This is a genomic window from Acinetobacter sp. FL (assembly GCF_040744925.1).
Taxonomy (GTDB): Bacteria; Pseudomonadota; Gammaproteobacteria; order Pseudomonadales; family Moraxellaceae; genus Acinetobacter; species Acinetobacter radioresistens.
Map to the genome: position 1 here is coordinate 2,056,097 of NZ_CP160437.1, position 17,418 is coordinate 2,073,514.

Sequence of the window (17,418 nt, forward strand, 5' to 3'; positions counted from 1 at the left end):
TACCTGTTTTTATAACTAACGCTTACCCATAGAGCGCCGAGTGCCACGTGGCGGAGCCCATGTACGGTCTGCATAGTTTTCAGCTTTAGGGCGAACCTGGTTATGCACAGCAACCTGCTCCGGATGATCGGCTGCCGGCACTGGAAACGGGAGCTTGACCAGTGGCTTTTTGTTTCGGCTCATACACTAACTCAAAATAAAACAATCCATATTGTAACGTGCTTTTCCGTTCAAATCGAACAGACATTCCGGGATTTTTTGTAGCTTCATCATGAGGTGATTCCATCTTTTTCATTTTTTTACTGATATAGTAATTTTTACACGCCCTTTAAGCAGTTTTTACGCTAAGATAATATTGCTTTTTATTTTTAATCCCCATAAGAAGGAATATTGCCGTGGACGTACGTCTCTCTGATCGTGTAAATGCCATCAAACCGTCCCCAACGCTTGCTGTAACCAATAAAGCGGCTGAGTTAAAAGCTGCTGGAAAGAATGTGATTGGTTTGGGCGCAGGTGAACCTGATTTTGATACACCACAACACATCAAAGACGCTGCTATTACAGCGATCAATAATGGTTTTACTAAATATACCGCTGTTGACGGTACGCCAGGCCTAAAAAAAGCAATTATTGCCAAGTTTAAACGTGACAATAATCTGGATTACCAACCAAACCAGATTCTGGTCTCTTGCGGTGGTAAACAGTCATTTTTTAACCTTGCACTCGCACTTTTAAATAAAGGTGATGAAGTAATTATTCCTGCACCTTACTGGGTCAGTTATCCAGATATGGTGATTATTGCTGAAGGTGTACCTGTTATTGTGAAATGCGGTGAAGAGCAGCGTTTCAAAATTACACCTGAACAGCTGGAAGCTGCAATTACTGACAAAACCCGTCTGGTGGTATTAAACAGCCCTTCCAACCCTACAGGCATGATTTATACCAAAGCTGAACTGGAAGCTCTAGCTGAGGTCCTTCGCAAATATCCGGAAGTTTATATTGCATCTGATGATATGTATGAACCGATCCGCTGGGATGATGAATTTTATAATATCGCAACTGTTGCGCCAGATTTATATGACCGCACCATCGTATTAAATGGCGTATCTAAAGCTTATGCAATGACTGGCTGGCGTATTGGTTATGCAGCAGGTCCTGCCAAGCTGATTGGGGCAATGAAAAAGATCCAGTCTCAGTCAACTTCTAACCCGACCTCAATTTCACAGGTTGCTGCAGAAGCTGCACTTAATGGCCCGCAAGATGTACTTGAGCCAATGATTGAAGCATTTAAGCGCCGCCATGACCTTGTTGTAAATGGTCTTAATGAAATCAATGGTATTTCTTGTTTGCCTGCAGATGGTGCTTTTTATGCCTATGCCAACATTAAACCTCTTATTCGTGCTAAAGGTCTTAAATCTTGCACAGAATTCTCTGAATGGTTACTGGAAGAAACTGGTGTTGCAGTAGTTCCAGGTGATGCATTTGGTCTGGGAGGTTTTATGCGTATTTCTTATGCTACTGCTGATGAAGTACTGGTAGATGCTCTGGCACGTATTAAAAAAGCAGCAGACTCCATTGAAGGTGTAGATGCAGCTGTTGCTTCTGTTGAGGCTGAAAAAGCTGCCAAATAAATCCTATAATTAGAAAAGCCTGCTTACATAGCAGGCTTTTTTTAGCTCGGGTTCACCGTCTATTTTAATTCTTCCAATATTTCTTTTTTCAAAGAAAATTTTGGTTTTTCTGCATCTGTCCACTGCACACCCCACTCGACGATTGCCATTAAAATAGGTTTTAAGTCCCTACCTTTGCCAGTCAGCACGTACTCAAAACGTTGCTGGCGGTCTATATAACTTTGTTTTTCCAGTATGCCTTCTTCAACCAAACGTTTTAAACGCTCTGCAAGTACATGCCGGGTAATTCCCAATGATTTTTGAAACTGTTCAAAACGGGACAGTCCTAAAAATGCATCACGAATAATTAATAAAGTCCAGCGGTCACCAATCATGGCAAGTGTTTGTGCTACAGGACAATTCTGCTGCTGGGTTTCAGACCATTTCATTTCTATCTAACATATAAAAATTTATTGACTTTAATTTAATCGATCCACTAAGTTAATAACAAGTTCCTTTTTAGAACTTTATAAATTAATAATAGAACAGGAAGAAAAATGAAAGATCCCAAACAAATGACTGGTCTTGAACTGCTCACAGCAATGCGTGATGGAGTATTACCTTCAGCCAGCATTGGCAAAACCATGCCCATGCAGTCTGTAGAAGTCACCCAAGGTACTGTTACCTTCAAGGTGAAAGCAGATGAGCGGCATCTGAACCCGTTAGGTGGTGTACATGGAGGCTTTGCAGCAACTGTTCTGGATTCTGTTACAGGCTGTGCAGTTCACAGTATGCTGGAAGCAGGTGCAGGATATGGAACTATAGATTTAAATATTAAAATGTGCCGTCCAATCCCTAAAAACAAAGAATTACAAGCTACAGGAACCCTCATCAATCTCAGCAAGAACCTTGGTATTTCTGAAGGAAAAATTTTTGATGAAGAAGGAAAACTTTATGCTTTTGCAACAGCCACTTGCATGATTCTCCGTAATTAGCAGTTATTCTTCTCCGGCTTGCTCCAGATTAAAAATCCTGAATCGAGCAAGCCTGTTTTTCAGCAAACTCTAACCTAGCTTTACGCTTTCAAAGTATTAAAGTAATGCTCTCTTTAAGCGTTTTATCTCCATAGGCCAGCTATAAAGTTAATTATTATCTTAGGATTTTTAGGTTCTCTCTAAATTGCTGATTTCAGAAATTTACCCGAATTTATATGGTGCTTCTGCGGACGGGTCATTCCCTTATAAATACAGTAAAACTTAAAGGCGCTGTCTAACGGCACTGAGACTACATCTTGCTGTGAAGCTGACCAGACTTTTGCCTGATTCCGACCAGATAAGTTGCTGCCTGTGATTTGATAAATATACTGATCTTTCTTCAGCTGATGAATCTGTTGCGGTGTTGCTGAAAGAGTATCTAAAATTGAGGAATGGGTTTTTTCTATTAACCACTTTTCACTTAACCAGAGTTGTAGCAGATCACCTAAGTAAAGTTGATGTCTACCAGCTGGCCAAAGCTCAATAAAGGCTTCTGTTACCGGTGTAAAATACTGTTCAGCATCTTGAATAATAGAAAGATAATTTTTCTGATATAAAGAAAAATGAGAGAAAATCTGAGAAATAGATAGCGTATTCATTCGCCTTCTCCTGTTTAGCCATTTTAGTGCTGGCAAGTTGGTTTAAATCCACACTGCTTGGTTTTACTCAAGCGCTCTGTTCTGTTATTAATCTAGCAACAGTTGATTCGCACTGTAAAGCTTTTTTCTGTTTTATTTCAATATTTGACTAAATAAAAAGCATATGGGACTCCAGCATCAGAAATATGACAATTTAAGCTTGACCCACTTTAAAATCCCTCTATAATCGCATTCAGATTCTCCCATAGCTCAGTCGGTAGAGCGACGGACTGTTAATCCGCAGGTCCCTGGTTCGAGCCCAGGTGGGAGAGCCAAATATATAAAAGCCCGCAGCATTAAAGCGGGCTTTTTATTGTCTGTTTTTTAATAACTATTATTTTCCAAACTAAAAAATCCTTCATAAAGAAGGATTTCTTATTAGTACTCGAAGTTAAGCTGCTGTTTTAGCCGGAACACCACTGTGGAACCTGAAAAGATCATCTGAACTTAAAATTAGAGCTTTTTCAATTTCCCGTATATGTTCAATGCGTGTCTGGATATCTTCTTCAGCATTTTTAAGTTTCGCTGTCTTGGCCACGTCGAGCGCCAAAGCCAGATAATCCTCGAAGTGTCGAGACTCAGATTTAAGCAAATAGCGATAGTAGCGCCCTAACTCTTCATCGACCAGCGGTGCAAGTGCATAAAACCGCTCGCAAGAACGCGCCTCTACAAAAGCCCCAATAATCAGTACATCAATTAAAGCTTCTGGCTCATAAGTACGAATTTCTTTGCGCAAGCCGGCCGCATAACGTCCAGCACTGACCGCTTTCCATTCTTGACCACGTTTAGCCATAAACTCAAGTACCTGTTCATAATGCAGCATTTCTTCACGAACTAACTGTGCCAGCTTGACTTGCAAGTCGGTAAAAAAGCTGTAACGGAACATCAGGTTCATTGCTGTACCAGCTGCTTTTTTTTCACAGTTGGCATGGTCCTGCATCAGTAGCTCTAAATTATTCAGTGCTTCATCCAGCCAGGCTTTCGGGGTTTCACAACCAAGAAAAGCTTTTACTGGCTGCATCAGTTCATCATAGTTTAAAGTCGACATAATTAACGTGCTGCCTTAATTGCTGCTTTCATTTGCTGTACAGCTTGTGCCAGTCCAATAAAAAGACTATCTGCAATAATCGAATGTCCAATATTTAATTCATGGATCTGTGGAATTGCTGCAATTGGCGTCACGTTGTCAATGTTTAAACCATGTCCTGCATTTACCACTAGGCCTTTACCTGCAGCATATTCAGTTCCCTTAATAATACGTTCAAGCTCTGCCTGTTGTTCTGCTTCATTATGAGCATCTGCATAAGCACCGGTATGAATCTCGATGGTAGGTGCACCACAGGCAATAGCCGCGTCAATCTGTGCCAGATCGGCATCAATAAAGAGAGAAACATCACAACCAACTTGCAATAATGCCTGAGTTGCTGCTTTAACTTTTTCAAAATTAGTCACTACATCCAGACCGCCTTCTGTGGTCAGTTCCTGTCGCTTCTCCGGTACAAAGCAAACATGCTGTGGACGGATTTCTTTAGCAAACTCAACCATTTCATCAGTTACGGCAATCTCAAGATTCATACGGGTTTTCAAAGCTGGACGCATACGGCGTACATCACTATCCTGAATATGACGGCGGTCTTCACGTAAATGCAGGGTAATACCCTCTGCACCGGCCTGTTCACAAATCAGTGCCGCATTCACCGGGTCCGGATAAACGGTGCCTCGTGCTTGTCTTAAAGTAGCAACGTGATCTATGTTTACACCAAGCAATACAGCCATAATAAATTCCTGATTAAGATTGAGAATGAGTATTTTGAATCCATAACTGGCGGCTCTTCAATGGCCGGTCACCCAGTAAAGATGTAATCATCTGGCGATAAAGTCGAGATAATAGCTGTAACTGTGGCTGGGAGAAATCTGCACCTTTTTCATAGTCCAGCATTGTAAGAAGGCTCTGGCCAGCCAAGGTAGCTGAACTGGCTTTTTGTACAGGTATAAAGCCTTCCTGAATCTGAAAATGGTAATGTCGTTCCGGTTCAACTGGCTGCTGATGGGCATCTACCGAAAAATCGATAGCATAACCAAGCTCTTCAAGCAAAATATGTTCAAACTGGCGTAAAATTTGTCTTAATAGCAGCCCGGGCTGTGCATTTACTGCCAGTTGCTGTAACTTGACCAATGTCAACTGATACTGCTGATAAGTCTGTGGCATCGGCTCTTCAAGCGGACATAACCGAAGTAATAATTCGTTTAAATAAAAGCCAGAGAAGAATGCATCACCGTAAAAGAAAATAGGCTGATTTACGATTTCAAGTTTACTGAAATTTTTGAGTTCACCTTTACCAGAAGCCTGAAGTGCTAAAGGTTGATACTGTGGCGGGGGAACCTGACGTAAAATTCCATCAATCCGGCCATATTCCTCAGTAAATAAATAGACAAGATGACTCTTCTCACGATATTTACGGTAATGGATCAGGTAACCATGCAAAGCTTCATTGCGCATAGGGTTGAGCTAGTCCCGATCTGATGCCTGATCTTCATCATCCCCATCAGGGATAACTGCACCCACCACTGCCGCAGTCCCCTTGACTACCCCTTTCGTGGTTTTATAAGCCACCTTTACAGGAACCGTAACAATCTTATGAATACAGCCTTGCAGCATTAGAATGCTTATCAGTATTGCCATTGTCTTGATCACTACGGAACTCCTGCAAAAAGCTTAAGCCTTAGATATCACTATATCCCAGGCTCTTGAGCGCGCGTTCATCATCAGACCAGCCACCTTTCACTTTTACCCACAGTGTCAGCATGATCTTCTGTTCGAACATTTTTTCCATATCAATACGGGCATCCATCCCGATTTTTTTCAGCTTAGCACCTTTTTCACCAATCACGATGGCTTTCTGTCCAGGACGGTCAACAAAAATGGTGGCATCGATATAGGTACACGCAGCTTTCATCCGGCCAGTCTTCTCATTTAATGCCGGCTCCTCAGTTTTAAAAGATTCAATCTGAACAGTCAGGTCATATGGAAGCTCTTCACCAAGCTGTCGCATAATTTTTTCACGAATTACTTCTGATGCCAGGAATCGCTCTGAACGGTCAGTAATCTGGTCAAATGAGTATAACGGCGGTTGGAAAGGTAAATACTTGTCAATTGTATCGCGCAGATGTTCCAGATTTGCACCACGCAATGCAGAAACTGGTACAATTTCCACAAAATTCATGAGTTTAGTACGTTCTTGAATTAAAGGAAGCAATGTCCTTTTTTCTTCAATAGTATCAATCTTGTTGATAACCAGAATGACTGGCATTTCAGCATTTTTCAGCTTCTCAAGCACCAGGTCATCATTTTGTGTCCACTTATGGGCATCTACCACAAATAGAACCAGATTTACATCACGTAGGGCTGAATGTGCTGCACGGTTCATCATCTTATTGATGGCACGCACTTCTTTCTTATGCATTCCCGGAGTATCTACGTAAACGGCCTGTGACTTTTCACGGCTATCAATACCAATAATTTTATGCCGTGTTGTCTGGGGCTTACGGGAAGTAATAGAGAGTTTTTGTCCCAACAGGTGGTTCATCAAAGTTGATTTACCGACATTCGGACGTCCGACAATAGCCACAAACCCACTCTTAAAATCAGCAGGTATAGTCACACCCTGTGAACTAAAGAACTGGTCAATTAGGTTATTGTCCGGTGTGTTTGACTCTTGATCTGTACTGTTTTGATCTGGCTGGATCGACATGCAGTCTATTGCTCCAATAACTTTAAAATTTCCGCTGCTGCTGCTTGCTCAGCAAAGCGACGACTTGACCCTTCTCCGATAAATTTAGGCAGGCTGTCGACCGAACACTCCACTTTAAAATGCTGGTTCGGTGCATCCCCTTGAATATCGACCACCTCATAAACAGGGAGAGGTTTTTTACGGGCTTGCAGATATTCCTGTAACCGGGATTTCGGGTCTTTTAACTGGTCGGTTGGCTCAATATTGTTTAAATATGGACCATACCACTTCAGTACGATGTCTTGTAAAATCTTGAGCTCACCACAGTCAATATAAATTGCTCCGATAATGGCTTCTACAGTATCGGCCAGAATCGATTCACGGTGGTGTCCTCCCGATTTTAATTCACCTGTACTTAATATTAAACACTGACTAAGTTTCAAATCGTTTGCAATCTTGCCTAATGCTTCCTGCCTGACCAGAGTAGCACGCATGCGGGTCAGCCGGCCTTCATTTTCAAAAGGATACGCATGATACAAATAGTTGGCGATAATCATGCCTAATAGTGAATCGCCTAAAAACTCCAGACGTTCATAATTATATTTGTGACTAACCGACCGGTGGGTCAGGGCAAGCTGCAATAACTCAGGCTGCTTGAACTGATAGCCGATACGGCTGGGTAAGCGAAAATCACTTACCTTAGAGTGACCTTTGATCAAAACTCTTCTCGAACTTTAGTACTAAATCAATATTAAGCAAGAAAGGTTTTCTCACTTCATAGCGGGTATTTACATGTAAACCCTGATCATTTGAAACTTGGGCAATATCTTTGAACTGCAAGTCATCAATATTGTTCATGTCCAAACGCTGATCCATCTGCTGGGTAAATTTTGCTGGCGTTATATCTGCTGGACTGTCTTTTAATAACTCTTCAATCTGGCTGTTAATCACACGGTTATCCCAATATGCTGGCCATATGGCTACTACAGCCTTTACCACCATTGCAAAGACAATAATCGCAAATAGAATTGTAATATAAGAAGTGCCTTGCTGAGCATTACGCATTGTTATTACCCACCCAAATGGTTAATCAATTTTACCGTTACGTGCAAAGCTTGGTATCTTGAAGCCGGGTTCCTTATGCATCCAGATATAAACTGCTCGACCGGCCAGATTTTCTTCAGGCACAAACCCCCAAAAGCGGCTGTCTGCACTCTGGTCACGGTTATCTCCCATAGCGAAATAATGACCTTCTGGAACTTTGACTTCCCAGTAAAGACCATCTTCACCCGAGTATTTTCCATTTTCAACATAGTTAATAAATGGAGCCTGACGCGCAACATTTACCCCTTCAAGCTCACGCATGGTAAAAGTATGTTTGCCCAAAGTTTCTTTATGATAGATCGAAGCTGGCGTGTCCTGAATATCCTTTTCACGGCTGAACTCAACCGGAACCTTTTTAACTGGCTGTCCATTAATACTCAGCTGTCCATGGTCATATACAATATGATCACCCGGCAAGCCGACTACACGTTTAATATAGCTAATACTTGGTTGCGGCGGATAACGGAATACCACCACATCACCACGTTCAGGTTCACCAATATCAATGAATTTTTTATTTATAATCGGCAGACGCATTCCATACTGATACTTGTTGACCAGAATAAAATCTCCGGTTTCCAAGGTTGGTACCATAGAGTCTGACGGAATATTAAAAGGTTCATAAAAGAAAGAGCGCAGTACAAGCACGATGGCTAGTACTGGCCAGAAGTCATAAGCCCAGGTAATGATAAAATTTTCATTGCCACGGCCCCTCGTTTTGCGTTGCTTGAAAACAAGTTTATCGAGCAGCCACACCAGGAAAAAAATGACAGTGACTGGAACGAGGATCAAGTTAAAATCAAAATCCATGAGCTAGATGACCTCTTATTATTATCTTTCTACTTTTAAGACTGCAAGGAACGCTTCCTGAGGGATTTCAACACTACCCACCTGCTTCATGCGTTTCTTACCTTCTTTCTGCTTAGACAGAAGTTTTTTCTTACGTGACACGTCACCACCATAACATTTCGCCAAGACGTTTTTACGCATGGCTTTTACAGTAGAACGGGCAATAATCTGTGCACCAATAGCTGCCTGAATCGCTACATCAAACATTTGACGCGGAATCAGATCTTTCATTTTTTCGACCAGAGCAATACCACGGTGACGCGCATCATTACGATGGCAGATCATTGCCAGAGCATCAACTTTCTCACCATTAATCAGCACATCTACTTTTACCAGTGAGGAGCTTTCAAAACGGACAAAGTTATAATCTAGTGATGCAAAACCACGTGAACAGGACTTCAAGCGGTCAAAAAAGTCCATGACGACTTCTGCCATTGGAATTTCAAAAGTAATAGAGACCTGATTACCCAAGAATTTCATGTCTTTTTGAACGCCACGACGCTCAATACACAGCGTCATAACATTACCCAGATATTCTTGTGGCACCAAGATATGACATTCTGCAATTGGCTCACGCAAATCTTCAACAGTAGAACCATCAGGCATTTTTGACGGGCTGTCGATATAAATCGTATCACCTGCTTTAGTTAATGCTTCATAAACTACTGTAGGGGCAGAAGTGATCAGGTCCAGATCATATTCGCGTTCCAGCCGTTCCTGAACGATTTCCATATGCAGCATTCCCAAGAAGCCGCAGCGGAAACCGAATCCTAACGCATCAGAACTTTCAGGTTCGAAAAATAGTGCCGAGTCATTAATCTGAAGCTTGTGCAATGCTTCACGGAAAGGCTCAAAATCACTGGCGTCAATCGGAAATAAACCCGCATATACCTGAGGTTTTACCTTTTTGAAGCCCGGCAGCGTACCTACTTCTGGCGTAGAGGACAGAGTAATGGTATCACCAACAGGAGCACCAAAAATATCTTTAATACCGGCAATAATAAAACCTACTTCGCCTGCTTCGAGCATTCCGGTTTCAGTATGTTTTGGATTAAAAATACCCACAGACGTAATAATATGAGTCTGGCCTGTTGACTTCACCAGCATTTTATCGCCTTTGCGTACACGCCCCTGCTTGATGCGAACCAGGGAAACTACTCCCAAATAATTATCAAACCATGAGTCAACAATCAGAGCCTGTAAAGGTGCATCACGGTCACCCTCTGGCGCCGGAATAACCTCAACAAGTGTTTCCAGAACTTTATCCACACCCATACCGGTTTTTGCAGAGCAAGTCGGTGCATGAGTCGCTTCAATCCCGATAATTTCCTCAATCTCATGAATGACGCGTTCAGGCTCAGCCTGTGGCAGGTCAATCTTGTTAAGAATTGGCAGAACTTCAAGGCCCTGTTCGATTGCGGTATAACAGTTGGCAACTGACTGTGCCTCAACACCCTGTGCTGCATCGACTACCAGTAGAGCACCTTCACAGGCTGCCAGTGACCGTGAGACTTCATAAGAAAAGTCAACGTGCCCTGGGGTATCAATAAAGTTGAGCTGATATTCCTGACCATTCGGATGCGTATAATAAAGTGTTACAGAAGCGGCTTTAATAGTAATACCGCGTTCACGTTCAAGCTCCATTGAGTCAAGCACTTGTGCCTGCATTTCACGGTCTTGCAATCCACCACACATTTGAATGAATCGATCTGCCAGGGTCGACTTGCCATGGTCAATATGCGCAATAATCGAAAAGTTACGAATGTTTTTGATATCAACAGATTTTTTAGCTTGCGCCATGGGCTACCTTGAAAAATGTATACGGCTATGTACAAAATTTAAGGTACATAGCAAAAGCTGTTTCGGGAAATTGCGAGCGATTATAACAGATGGAATTTTTAAAGTATCCATAAATCATGCGCTTTTGCTTTGAGCTGTAAATCAGCAAAATCTGGAAAAACCATATCGACCATTTTAGATTGTCGAGAAATCCATCGGGTTTATCTCTGCTGAAATTGGCTGGTAAGCCTGAGTAAAAGTGGGCGACATACGTTTTGGGTGACCCGTTGCTATTTCAATACATGCCCATTTGGTCTGACCGGTAAACAGCAGGGTTTGGTCTTGTGGACGGTAAAAGGCGTACTGACGGTATGAGTACAATGCATTAATATCATAGAGCCAGGTACGTAGAATCAGTTCCTCCCCCTCAAATGCAGCTTTACGGTATTGTACCTGATGCTCAACTGCGACCATGGCATGTTTAAGTTCCTGATACTGTTTCAGCCCCAGTCCAAGTGCCTCAATATGTGCTTCTGCCACCTGTTGCATCCAGGCGACATATACGACGTTGTTTACATGTCCCAAACTATCAATATGCTCTGGTTGAACCTGAATGTTTAAATCAAAAAATGTATTCACGTGCAATTTTTTCCTGTCTTGCATCAACTCACATAAAACATCTAGTGTAAAGGCATCATCCGGCTAATGGTACTTAAATAAAAAGCCATCCTGCAGGATGGCTTTAAAAGTTGGTATAGTCTGTTACTGGATCCGCAGGCCCAAGATGGCGCGTTGCCCCTGACGGATCAGCGCAACCCGGGCTACCGTATTCTTTTTCAGCTTACTTACTGCATTTACGAACTCATCGCTGTTTCGCACAGGCGTATTATTAATTTGAGTAATGATGTCTTCTGGCATCAAGCGGGATTGTGCTGCCAGCCCCCCTCGCATAACTTCCTGAATATATACTCCGCCATCAACACCCAACTGCCTGCTTTCAGCCTCGGTCAGATTGCGAATAGCTATACCTAAAACAGGTCCTTTATTTTGCACAGGTATATTGGTTTTTGCTGGCGTATTATCTGGTGCCGTAGTGAGCGTAGCAGTAATATTACTCAATTTTTCATCACGTAATACCTGCAAGCGAATACTCTGATTTGGAGCCTGACGGTTGAGATAATTCAACAGATCTGAAGTACGGGAGATCGCCATCCCGTTAATTTGCAAGATGATGTCACCAGCTTTTAGTCCCGCTCTGGCCGCGGGAGAATTTGGTGCGACCTGGGTAATAAGTGAACCTTCCGGTTTAGGCAATTTATACGCTTCTGCCAGATTACGGTCGATATCTTGCAGCATTACCCCCAGATAAGAGCGGATCACTTTGCCATTACTCTTTAATTGCTCAGCGACATCCATTGCGACATCAATTGGTATGGAAAAAGACAGGCCCATATAGCCGCCCGTTCCACTAAAAATACGTGAATTCACACCCACAACTTCACCACGCTGGTTAAATAGTGGCCCCCCAGAATTACCGGGATTAAGCGCAACATCTGTCTGAATGAATGGTACAGAGGTTTCTCCCATCATACTTCGGGATTTAGCACTGACAATTCCCGCTGACGCAGAATAATCAAAACCAAATGGCGAGCCAATTGCCAACACCGGTTCACCAACCTTGAGCTGGTCTACATTGCCAATTCGCAGAGCTGGAAAGCTTGAACCATTAACTTTTAGTAAAGCCACATCGGTTCGTTCATCACTTCCAACTACAGTAGCATCAATTTCACGACGATCATTCAAGGTGATGCTGATACGTGAGGCATTTTCAACTACGTGATGATTGGTCAGCAGATAACCATCTTTACTAATAAAGAAGGCACTGCCGTAGCCGGTTTTTTCTTGCGGTACTTGCTGCTGCGGAATAATCACCTGATTGCCAAAAAAGCGGCGTAATAACTCCGGTACCTGCTGCTGTAACAGCTCTTCCTGTGTCATTTTCTTGACAACATTTACACTCACAACAGCCGGACTGACCTGCTCAACCAGATTAGAGAAATCGACTGTAGAAGCCGCCTGTGTCTGTACCGCTGCCATAGTAAAAACAGCAGCGTACATTCCTTTTTGTAATAAGCGATTTTTCATGAAGCACAACTCACATACTGCAGTTAAATGATAATTTTTTAGCTGAACGGTTTTTTAATTTTGATTAATAATATGTTTGATGAATAATTTAAAACAAGGTTTTAGCCAAAACGTTACAAAATTTAAATTTAATTGGAAATTCTGGTTAAACCTGAGCGTTTTAAGTCTTGCATTCTTAGGCAAAAAACGGTCTGATGATCGAATTTCTATCAAATAGCCGATGAATATGAGCAGTTTAAATACAACTCATCAGTTTGACGTCATTATTGTAGGTAGCGGTGGAGCCGGATTAAGCCTGGCATTATCATTACCTCACCATTATAACATTGCTGTTTTAGCTAAAGCTCCCCTGACAGAAGCCAGCACATATTATGCACAGGGTGGCGTAGCCGCAGTTCTGGATGAAACTGACTCTATTCAGCAGCATATTGATGACACCATGATTGCAGGCGCCCAGTTATGCGAGCTGGACGCGGTTAAACATACTGTAGAAGGTGGTAAACCTTCAGTCGATTTTCTGCTCAAACATGGCGTACAGTTTACACTGGATGATGCCGAACAACTACATCTTACCCGTGAAGGCGGACACTCTCAGCGCCGGATTATCCATGCTGCCGATGCAACCGGCAAAGCGATTTCAACGACACTGGTGCAGCGTGCCCGAGAACAGAAAAATCTGACCATATTTGAAAACTATATTGCAATTGACCTGATTACTACCGAAAAATTAGGAATAGATGAGCAAAAAAATCGGGCCGTCGGCCTTTACGCACTTAATGAAAAGACTGGCAAAGTCCATACTTTTTTAGCCCCATTTACCGCACTGGCCTGCGGAGGAGCTATGAAAGCCTACCTGTATACATCTAACCCTGATATTGCAACCGGTGACGGAATTGCCATGGCGTACCGTGCTGGCTGCCGTGTGGCCAATATGGAATTCAACCAGTTCCATCCAACCTGTCTGTATCACCCTCAAGCCCGCTCTTTCCTGATTACAGAAGCCATGCGTGGTGAAGGTGCTTATTTGCGTCTGCCAGAGGGTGAACGTTTTATGCTGCGTTTTGATGAGCGTGCCGAGTTGGCCCCTCGAGACATTGTGGCTCGTGCCATAGATTTTGAAATCAAGCGTCTGGGTATTCGTCATGTGTGGCTGGACATTACCCATAAACCGGCTGAATTTGTAAAAGAACACTTCCCGACCTTATATACCCGTCTGCTTGAACTGGGTATTGATATTACCAAAGATATGATTCCCGTGGTGCCAGCTGCGCATTATACTTGCGGCGGCGTGATTGTGGATGAGTATAGCCAGACCGATATTTCTGGCCTATATGCCATTGGGGAAACGTCCTATACAGGTCTGCATGGTGCGAACCGAATGGCAAGTAACTCCCTGCTAGAGTGTTTTGTTTATGGCATGAGTGCAGCCCAGCATATCCAGAGCCAGTTTAACCCTGAAGTTAGCTTGCCTGCTGTGCCTGAATGGGATGACTCGCAGGTTACTGATGCAGACGAAGATGTTGTAATTCTGCAAAACTGGGACGAACTGCGTCAGACTATGTGGAATTACGTTGGTATTGTCCGTACCAGTAAACGCCTCAAGCGTGCGTTACACCGAATTGAGATGCTCAAGCGGGAGATTACTGAATATTATGAAGATTATCAGGTCAGTAAAAACCTGATTGAGCTGCGTAATCTGGTACTGGTTTCCGAGATGATTGTACGCTGCGCGATGGAACGTAAAGAATCGCGTGGTTTGCACTATACGCTGGATTATCCGGAGCTGGCGTCTGAACTTCGAAAAACCATCCTGACGCCACCAGATTTCAAAGTTAGTCAACCACGGGTTAATGAGGAAGTCGAACCAGTACTTGGTTAATCCAATCCTTTTCTAAAACTGGCCTTTAATTCAGGCCAGTTTTCCAATCTGTTCCAACGCCTGTTCAAGTACCTTTTCTGGTGCTTGTGTAGCATCAAGGCGCTTAATCCGTTCTGGATGTTGTTGCCATAATCTAGTGTAACCTGCGCGCACTTTTTCAAAAAAACTGACCTTTTCCTGTTCAAAACGGTCTAGTGCACCACGCTCACGGGCACGGGACATTCCCAGCTCAACCGGTGCATCTAGCCATAATGTAATATCTGGCATACGAGAAACAAAAGACTGGTTGAGAACCGCCAATTTATTTTCATTCAGACCACGTCCAGCACATTGATAGGCAAAACTGGCATCGGTAAAACGGTCACACAAAACTGTTTTACCGGCCTGAAGCGCAGGTAAAATGACCTGTTGTAAATGTTGGGCTCTTGCTGCATACATCAGCAGAAGCTCGGTATCATCACTCATCTTTTCATCATGACTAACAGAGAGTAACAGTGCACGAATCTGTTCAGCTAAAGGTGTTCCGCCCGGTTCACGAGTGAGTATGATCTCGGCACCCTTTTGCTCATAATGTGCATAAATTTCACGGATTAGAGTAGTTTTTCCTACGCCTTCTGTACCTTCGAAACTGATAAACATCCTACTCTCCTAATTTTTAGCTCGCAGTACAGATAGATATTGCTGTACTGCACGGTTATGTTCTTCGAGGCTGGCGCTAAATTTATGCCCCCCATTGCCGGTGGCAACAAAGTAAATATTATTTGAGTTATCCGGATGCATTGCTGCCTCAATCGCTTTTTTACTTGGCAAAGCTATTGGCGTTGGCGGCAAGCCAGAAATTGTATAGGTATTATAAGGCGTTGGTGTACGCAGATCCTTTCGGGTGATATTACCTTTATAGTTATCCCCCATACCATAAATTACGGTCGGGTCAGTCTGTAAGCGCATTCCCATTTTCAGGCGGCGCACAAACACTCCGGAAACCTGTTGCAGTTCACTATCAATGCTGGTCTCTTTTTCAATAATAGAAGCCATGATCAGTGCTTCATATTTATCTTTATACGGTAGACCACTGGCCCGGTTTTGCCATGCCTCATCCAGTGCTTTCATCTGGCGTGTATAGAGATGGGTTAGAATCTTGCGGTCGGTTTCACCTTTTGCAAAGAAGTAAGTGTCTGGTGAAAATAGCCCTTCCGGATGGCTGTAAGGAATATTCAATTCCTTTAATAGCTGCTGTTCTGGTAAATGAGTAATAGTATGAGTAACCAGCTGGTCCTTTTTCAGATTTTCAAGTAACTGCTTAAAGGTCGTGCCTTCAATCACTAAAATCCGGTTCATCTGGGCATTTTCAGCGTTCGAGATCAGTTCAAGTACTTGCCGAACACTCATGCCTTTTTGGATTTCATATACACCAGCCTTTAATGTGTCATGGATGACCAGTTTCTGGTAAAGCTTTAAAATAATTGGAAAACTGATTTTGTCGTCTTCAGCCAGCCGGTCAATAAAGCCTGAATAGGTGTCTCCCGGATTAATTGCCAGCATTTGTTTTGGCCCATTTACCGGATAATTTTTAAACAGGCTTGACCAGAGCAACACCAAGCCAAGTATGAATAGTCCTGCAATAATCGTCAGTACAGCAGGGAACGTAGGTTTAGCATTCTTTTTTTTCGGAGTTGAGTGAGGTTTCGGCATAAACTAGCTAATCTGATCCAGTTGCAAAATACGGAATAAATCCAGACAAGGCTGGGAATCCAGGCTCCGCTGTCCAAGTTGAGTAACAATTTTCATGGGGCTTAATGCATTACAGAAAAACAGGCTCTGAAAATGCCCAATATTTTCCATGTCGATGAAACGCTGCTCGCAGACGATATTTTTCCGCTGCATGCGTGACAGGATTGTCGCCCGCATCACGCCGTGGATGCCATTATAGCGAAGTTCCGGTGTAAACCATGTATTGTTTTGAAAAACGAAGCAATTACTGCTCACGCCTTCAACAACACTTCCCTGCACATCGGTGACCAGTGCCTCATCCCAACCCTGCATTTCGGCTTCCTTTTTAAGTAGCACCTGCTCCAGACGATTCAAAGATTTAATACCTACCAGACTCGGCATACATAAACCCATAGCCTGATTCAGCACACCACTTCGGATCAGCTGCGGTCTAATCACTTCACTGGCTTTAGGATAAAACAGTATATAAATATCGGCCGGATGTTCAGGCAAACTATAACCCCGCTGCCCTCTCCCGCGACTGATCAGTATTTTTAACGTACCATTCAATACCGGATAATGATTTTGTAGCTGTTCAAGCGTTTTATCAATCAGGTCAAAATCAGCATCAAGATATAGACGCTCACAACTGTTCCTCAGCCGAGCCCAATGTAAATCTTGCAGCTCTATCTGGTTATTCCGCAGCCGGGCTGTCGTAAAACAGCCATCTCCATACTGAAAAGCCCGGTCTTCAATAGGAACATTTTCTATTTTCTTAGCATTCTTGAAAAACAGCATCGATATGAAGTATCCAGTTGATTCTGCAACTTAGTTTAGAAACAGAAGTATATTTTCTTTTTCTTTATTTTTCATAATGAATTCGTTTTTTATTATTTTTTATGGATAAAGACTAGCGCTATTCTGCTTTCATGTTTTTAT

Annotated in this window: 19 protein-coding genes, 1 tRNA gene and 1 pseudogene; 4 read left to right on the top strand and 17 right to left on the bottom strand. The window is 42.9% G+C overall.

The features are described 5' to 3' along the window. Positions 1 to 15: 15 nt before the first annotated feature. Complete coding sequence (locus ABZP31_RS09555; RefSeq protein ID WP_248133833.1) at positions 16 to 183, bottom strand: hypothetical protein; 168 nt, start codon at positions 181 to 183, stop codon at positions 16 to 18. A gap of 212 nt (positions 184 to 395) precedes the next feature. On the opposite strand from ABZP31_RS09555, the gene ABZP31_RS09560 reads away from it, so the two are divergent. Then, positions 396 to 1,631 (top strand): pyridoxal phosphate-dependent aminotransferase, encoded by a 1,236-nt coding sequence (locus ABZP31_RS09560; protein ID WP_005019381.1) that lies wholly within the window; start codon positions 396 to 398, stop codon positions 1,629 to 1,631. Positions 1,632 to 1,744: 113 nt separating this feature from the next. Here ABZP31_RS09560 and ABZP31_RS09565 read toward each other — a convergent pair. Further along, a pseudogene (locus ABZP31_RS09565) lies at positions 1,745 to 2,059 on the bottom strand (winged helix-turn-helix transcriptional regulator); the annotation flags it as partial. A 108-nt stretch (positions 2,060 to 2,167) separates the two neighbouring features. Between ABZP31_RS09565 and ABZP31_RS09570 the strand changes: the two are divergent. Next, positions 2,168 to 2,605 carry a PaaI family thioesterase gene (locus tag ABZP31_RS09570; RefSeq protein WP_139880604.1) on the top strand — a complete coding sequence of 146 codons (438 nt, stop codon included), beginning with the start codon at positions 2,168 to 2,170 and terminating at the stop codon, positions 2,603 to 2,605. A 179-nt stretch (positions 2,606 to 2,784) separates the two neighbouring features. On the opposite strand, the gene ABZP31_RS09575 is transcribed toward ABZP31_RS09570, so the two are convergent. Next, positions 2,785 to 3,243, bottom strand: coding sequence for a hypothetical protein (locus tag ABZP31_RS09575; RefSeq protein WP_139880603.1), 459 nt, complete (start codon positions 3,241 to 3,243; stop codon positions 2,785 to 2,787). A gap of 238 nt (positions 3,244 to 3,481) precedes the next feature. Between ABZP31_RS09575 and ABZP31_RS09580 the strand changes: the two genes are divergently transcribed. Then, positions 3,482 to 3,557 (top strand) — tRNA-Asn (locus tag ABZP31_RS09580). Positions 3,558 to 3,673: 116 nt separating this feature from the next. Here the strand turns inward: ABZP31_RS09580 and ABZP31_RS09585 are convergent. The 11 genes from ABZP31_RS09585 to ABZP31_RS09635 form a co-directional block, all read right to left on the bottom strand. Beyond that, the gene (locus ABZP31_RS09585; protein ID WP_005406819.1) at positions 3,674 to 4,330 is read right to left on the bottom strand and encodes a tRNA-(ms[2]io[6]A)-hydroxylase; all 657 of its coding nucleotides are present in this window, start codon (positions 4,328 to 4,330) and stop codon (positions 3,674 to 3,676) included. Positions 4,331 to 4,332: 2 nt separating this feature from the next. After that, the gene (gene pdxJ / locus ABZP31_RS09590) at positions 4,333 to 5,058 is read right to left on the bottom strand and encodes a pyridoxine 5'-phosphate synthase (RefSeq protein ID WP_139880601.1); all 726 of its coding nucleotides are present in this window, start codon (positions 5,056 to 5,058) and stop codon (positions 4,333 to 4,335) included. Positions 5,059 to 5,071: 13 nt separating this feature from the next. After that, complete coding sequence (recO, locus tag ABZP31_RS09595) at positions 5,072 to 5,782, bottom strand: DNA repair protein RecO (protein WP_139880599.1); 711 nt, start codon at positions 5,780 to 5,782, stop codon at positions 5,072 to 5,074. A gap of 9 nt (positions 5,783 to 5,791) precedes the next feature. After that, complete coding sequence (locus tag ABZP31_RS09600) at positions 5,792 to 5,977, bottom strand: NF038104 family lipoprotein (protein ID WP_005026997.1); 186 nt, start codon at positions 5,975 to 5,977, stop codon at positions 5,792 to 5,794. A 28-nt stretch (positions 5,978 to 6,005) separates the two neighbouring features. Further along, on the bottom strand, positions 6,006 to 7,034 hold the full coding sequence (gene era / locus ABZP31_RS09605) for a GTPase Era (RefSeq protein ID WP_005019371.1): 1,029 nt from the start codon (positions 7,032 to 7,034) through the stop codon (positions 6,006 to 6,008). A 5-nt stretch (positions 7,035 to 7,039) separates the two neighbouring features. Then, positions 7,040 to 7,732, bottom strand: a complete 693-nt coding sequence (gene rnc, locus ABZP31_RS09610; protein ID WP_005019370.1) for a ribonuclease III — start codon at positions 7,730 to 7,732, stop codon at positions 7,040 to 7,042. Then, positions 7,713 to 8,078 carry a DUF4845 domain-containing protein gene (locus ABZP31_RS09615; protein WP_005027002.1) on the bottom strand — a complete coding sequence of 122 codons (366 nt, stop codon included), beginning with the start codon at positions 8,076 to 8,078 and terminating at the stop codon, positions 7,713 to 7,715. The genes rnc and ABZP31_RS09615 overlap by 20 nt, the downstream gene beginning before the upstream one ends. 21 nt (positions 8,079 to 8,099) lie before the next feature. Further along, complete coding sequence (gene lepB, locus ABZP31_RS09620) at positions 8,100 to 8,927, bottom strand: signal peptidase I (protein WP_005019366.1); 828 nt, start codon at positions 8,925 to 8,927, stop codon at positions 8,100 to 8,102. 21 nt (positions 8,928 to 8,948) lie between these two features. Beyond that, entirely contained in the window at positions 8,949 to 10,766 is a 1,818-nt protein-coding gene (lepA, locus tag ABZP31_RS09625; protein ID WP_139880597.1) for a translation elongation factor 4, read from the bottom strand. 174 nt (positions 10,767 to 10,940) lie between these two features. Next, positions 10,941 to 11,384: a thioesterase family protein gene (locus ABZP31_RS09630; protein WP_139880595.1), complete on the bottom strand. Its 444-nt coding sequence runs from the start codon at positions 11,382 to 11,384 to the stop codon at positions 10,941 to 10,943. Between the two features lie 123 nt (positions 11,385 to 11,507). Beyond that, entirely contained in the window at positions 11,508 to 12,890 is a 1,383-nt protein-coding gene (locus ABZP31_RS09635; RefSeq protein WP_139880593.1) for a Do family serine endopeptidase, read from the bottom strand. A 220-nt stretch (positions 12,891 to 13,110) separates the two neighbouring features. Between ABZP31_RS09635 and nadB the strand changes: the two genes are divergently transcribed. After that, positions 13,111 to 14,769, top strand: coding sequence for an L-aspartate oxidase (nadB, locus tag ABZP31_RS09640; protein WP_171477598.1), 1,659 nt, complete (start codon positions 13,111 to 13,113; stop codon positions 14,767 to 14,769). A gap of 30 nt (positions 14,770 to 14,799) precedes the next feature. Here nadB and tmk read toward each other — a convergent pair whose 3' ends face one another. The 3 genes from tmk to pabC are packed head-to-tail and all read right to left on the bottom strand — an operon-like array spanning position 14,800 to position 17,277. Beyond that, on the bottom strand, positions 14,800 to 15,408 hold the full coding sequence (gene tmk / locus ABZP31_RS09645) for a dTMP kinase (RefSeq protein WP_005019357.1): 609 nt from the start codon (positions 15,406 to 15,408) through the stop codon (positions 14,800 to 14,802). Positions 15,409 to 15,417: 9 nt separating this feature from the next. Further along, complete coding sequence (mltG, locus tag ABZP31_RS09650; RefSeq protein WP_139880590.1) at positions 15,418 to 16,461, bottom strand: endolytic transglycosylase MltG; 1,044 nt, start codon at positions 16,459 to 16,461, stop codon at positions 15,418 to 15,420. Positions 16,462 to 16,464: 3 nt separating this feature from the next. Further along, positions 16,465 to 17,277, bottom strand: coding sequence for an aminodeoxychorismate lyase (gene pabC / locus ABZP31_RS09655; RefSeq protein ID WP_017400851.1), 813 nt, complete (start codon positions 17,275 to 17,277; stop codon positions 16,465 to 16,467). Between the last annotated feature and the right edge of the window lie 141 nt (positions 17,278 to 17,418).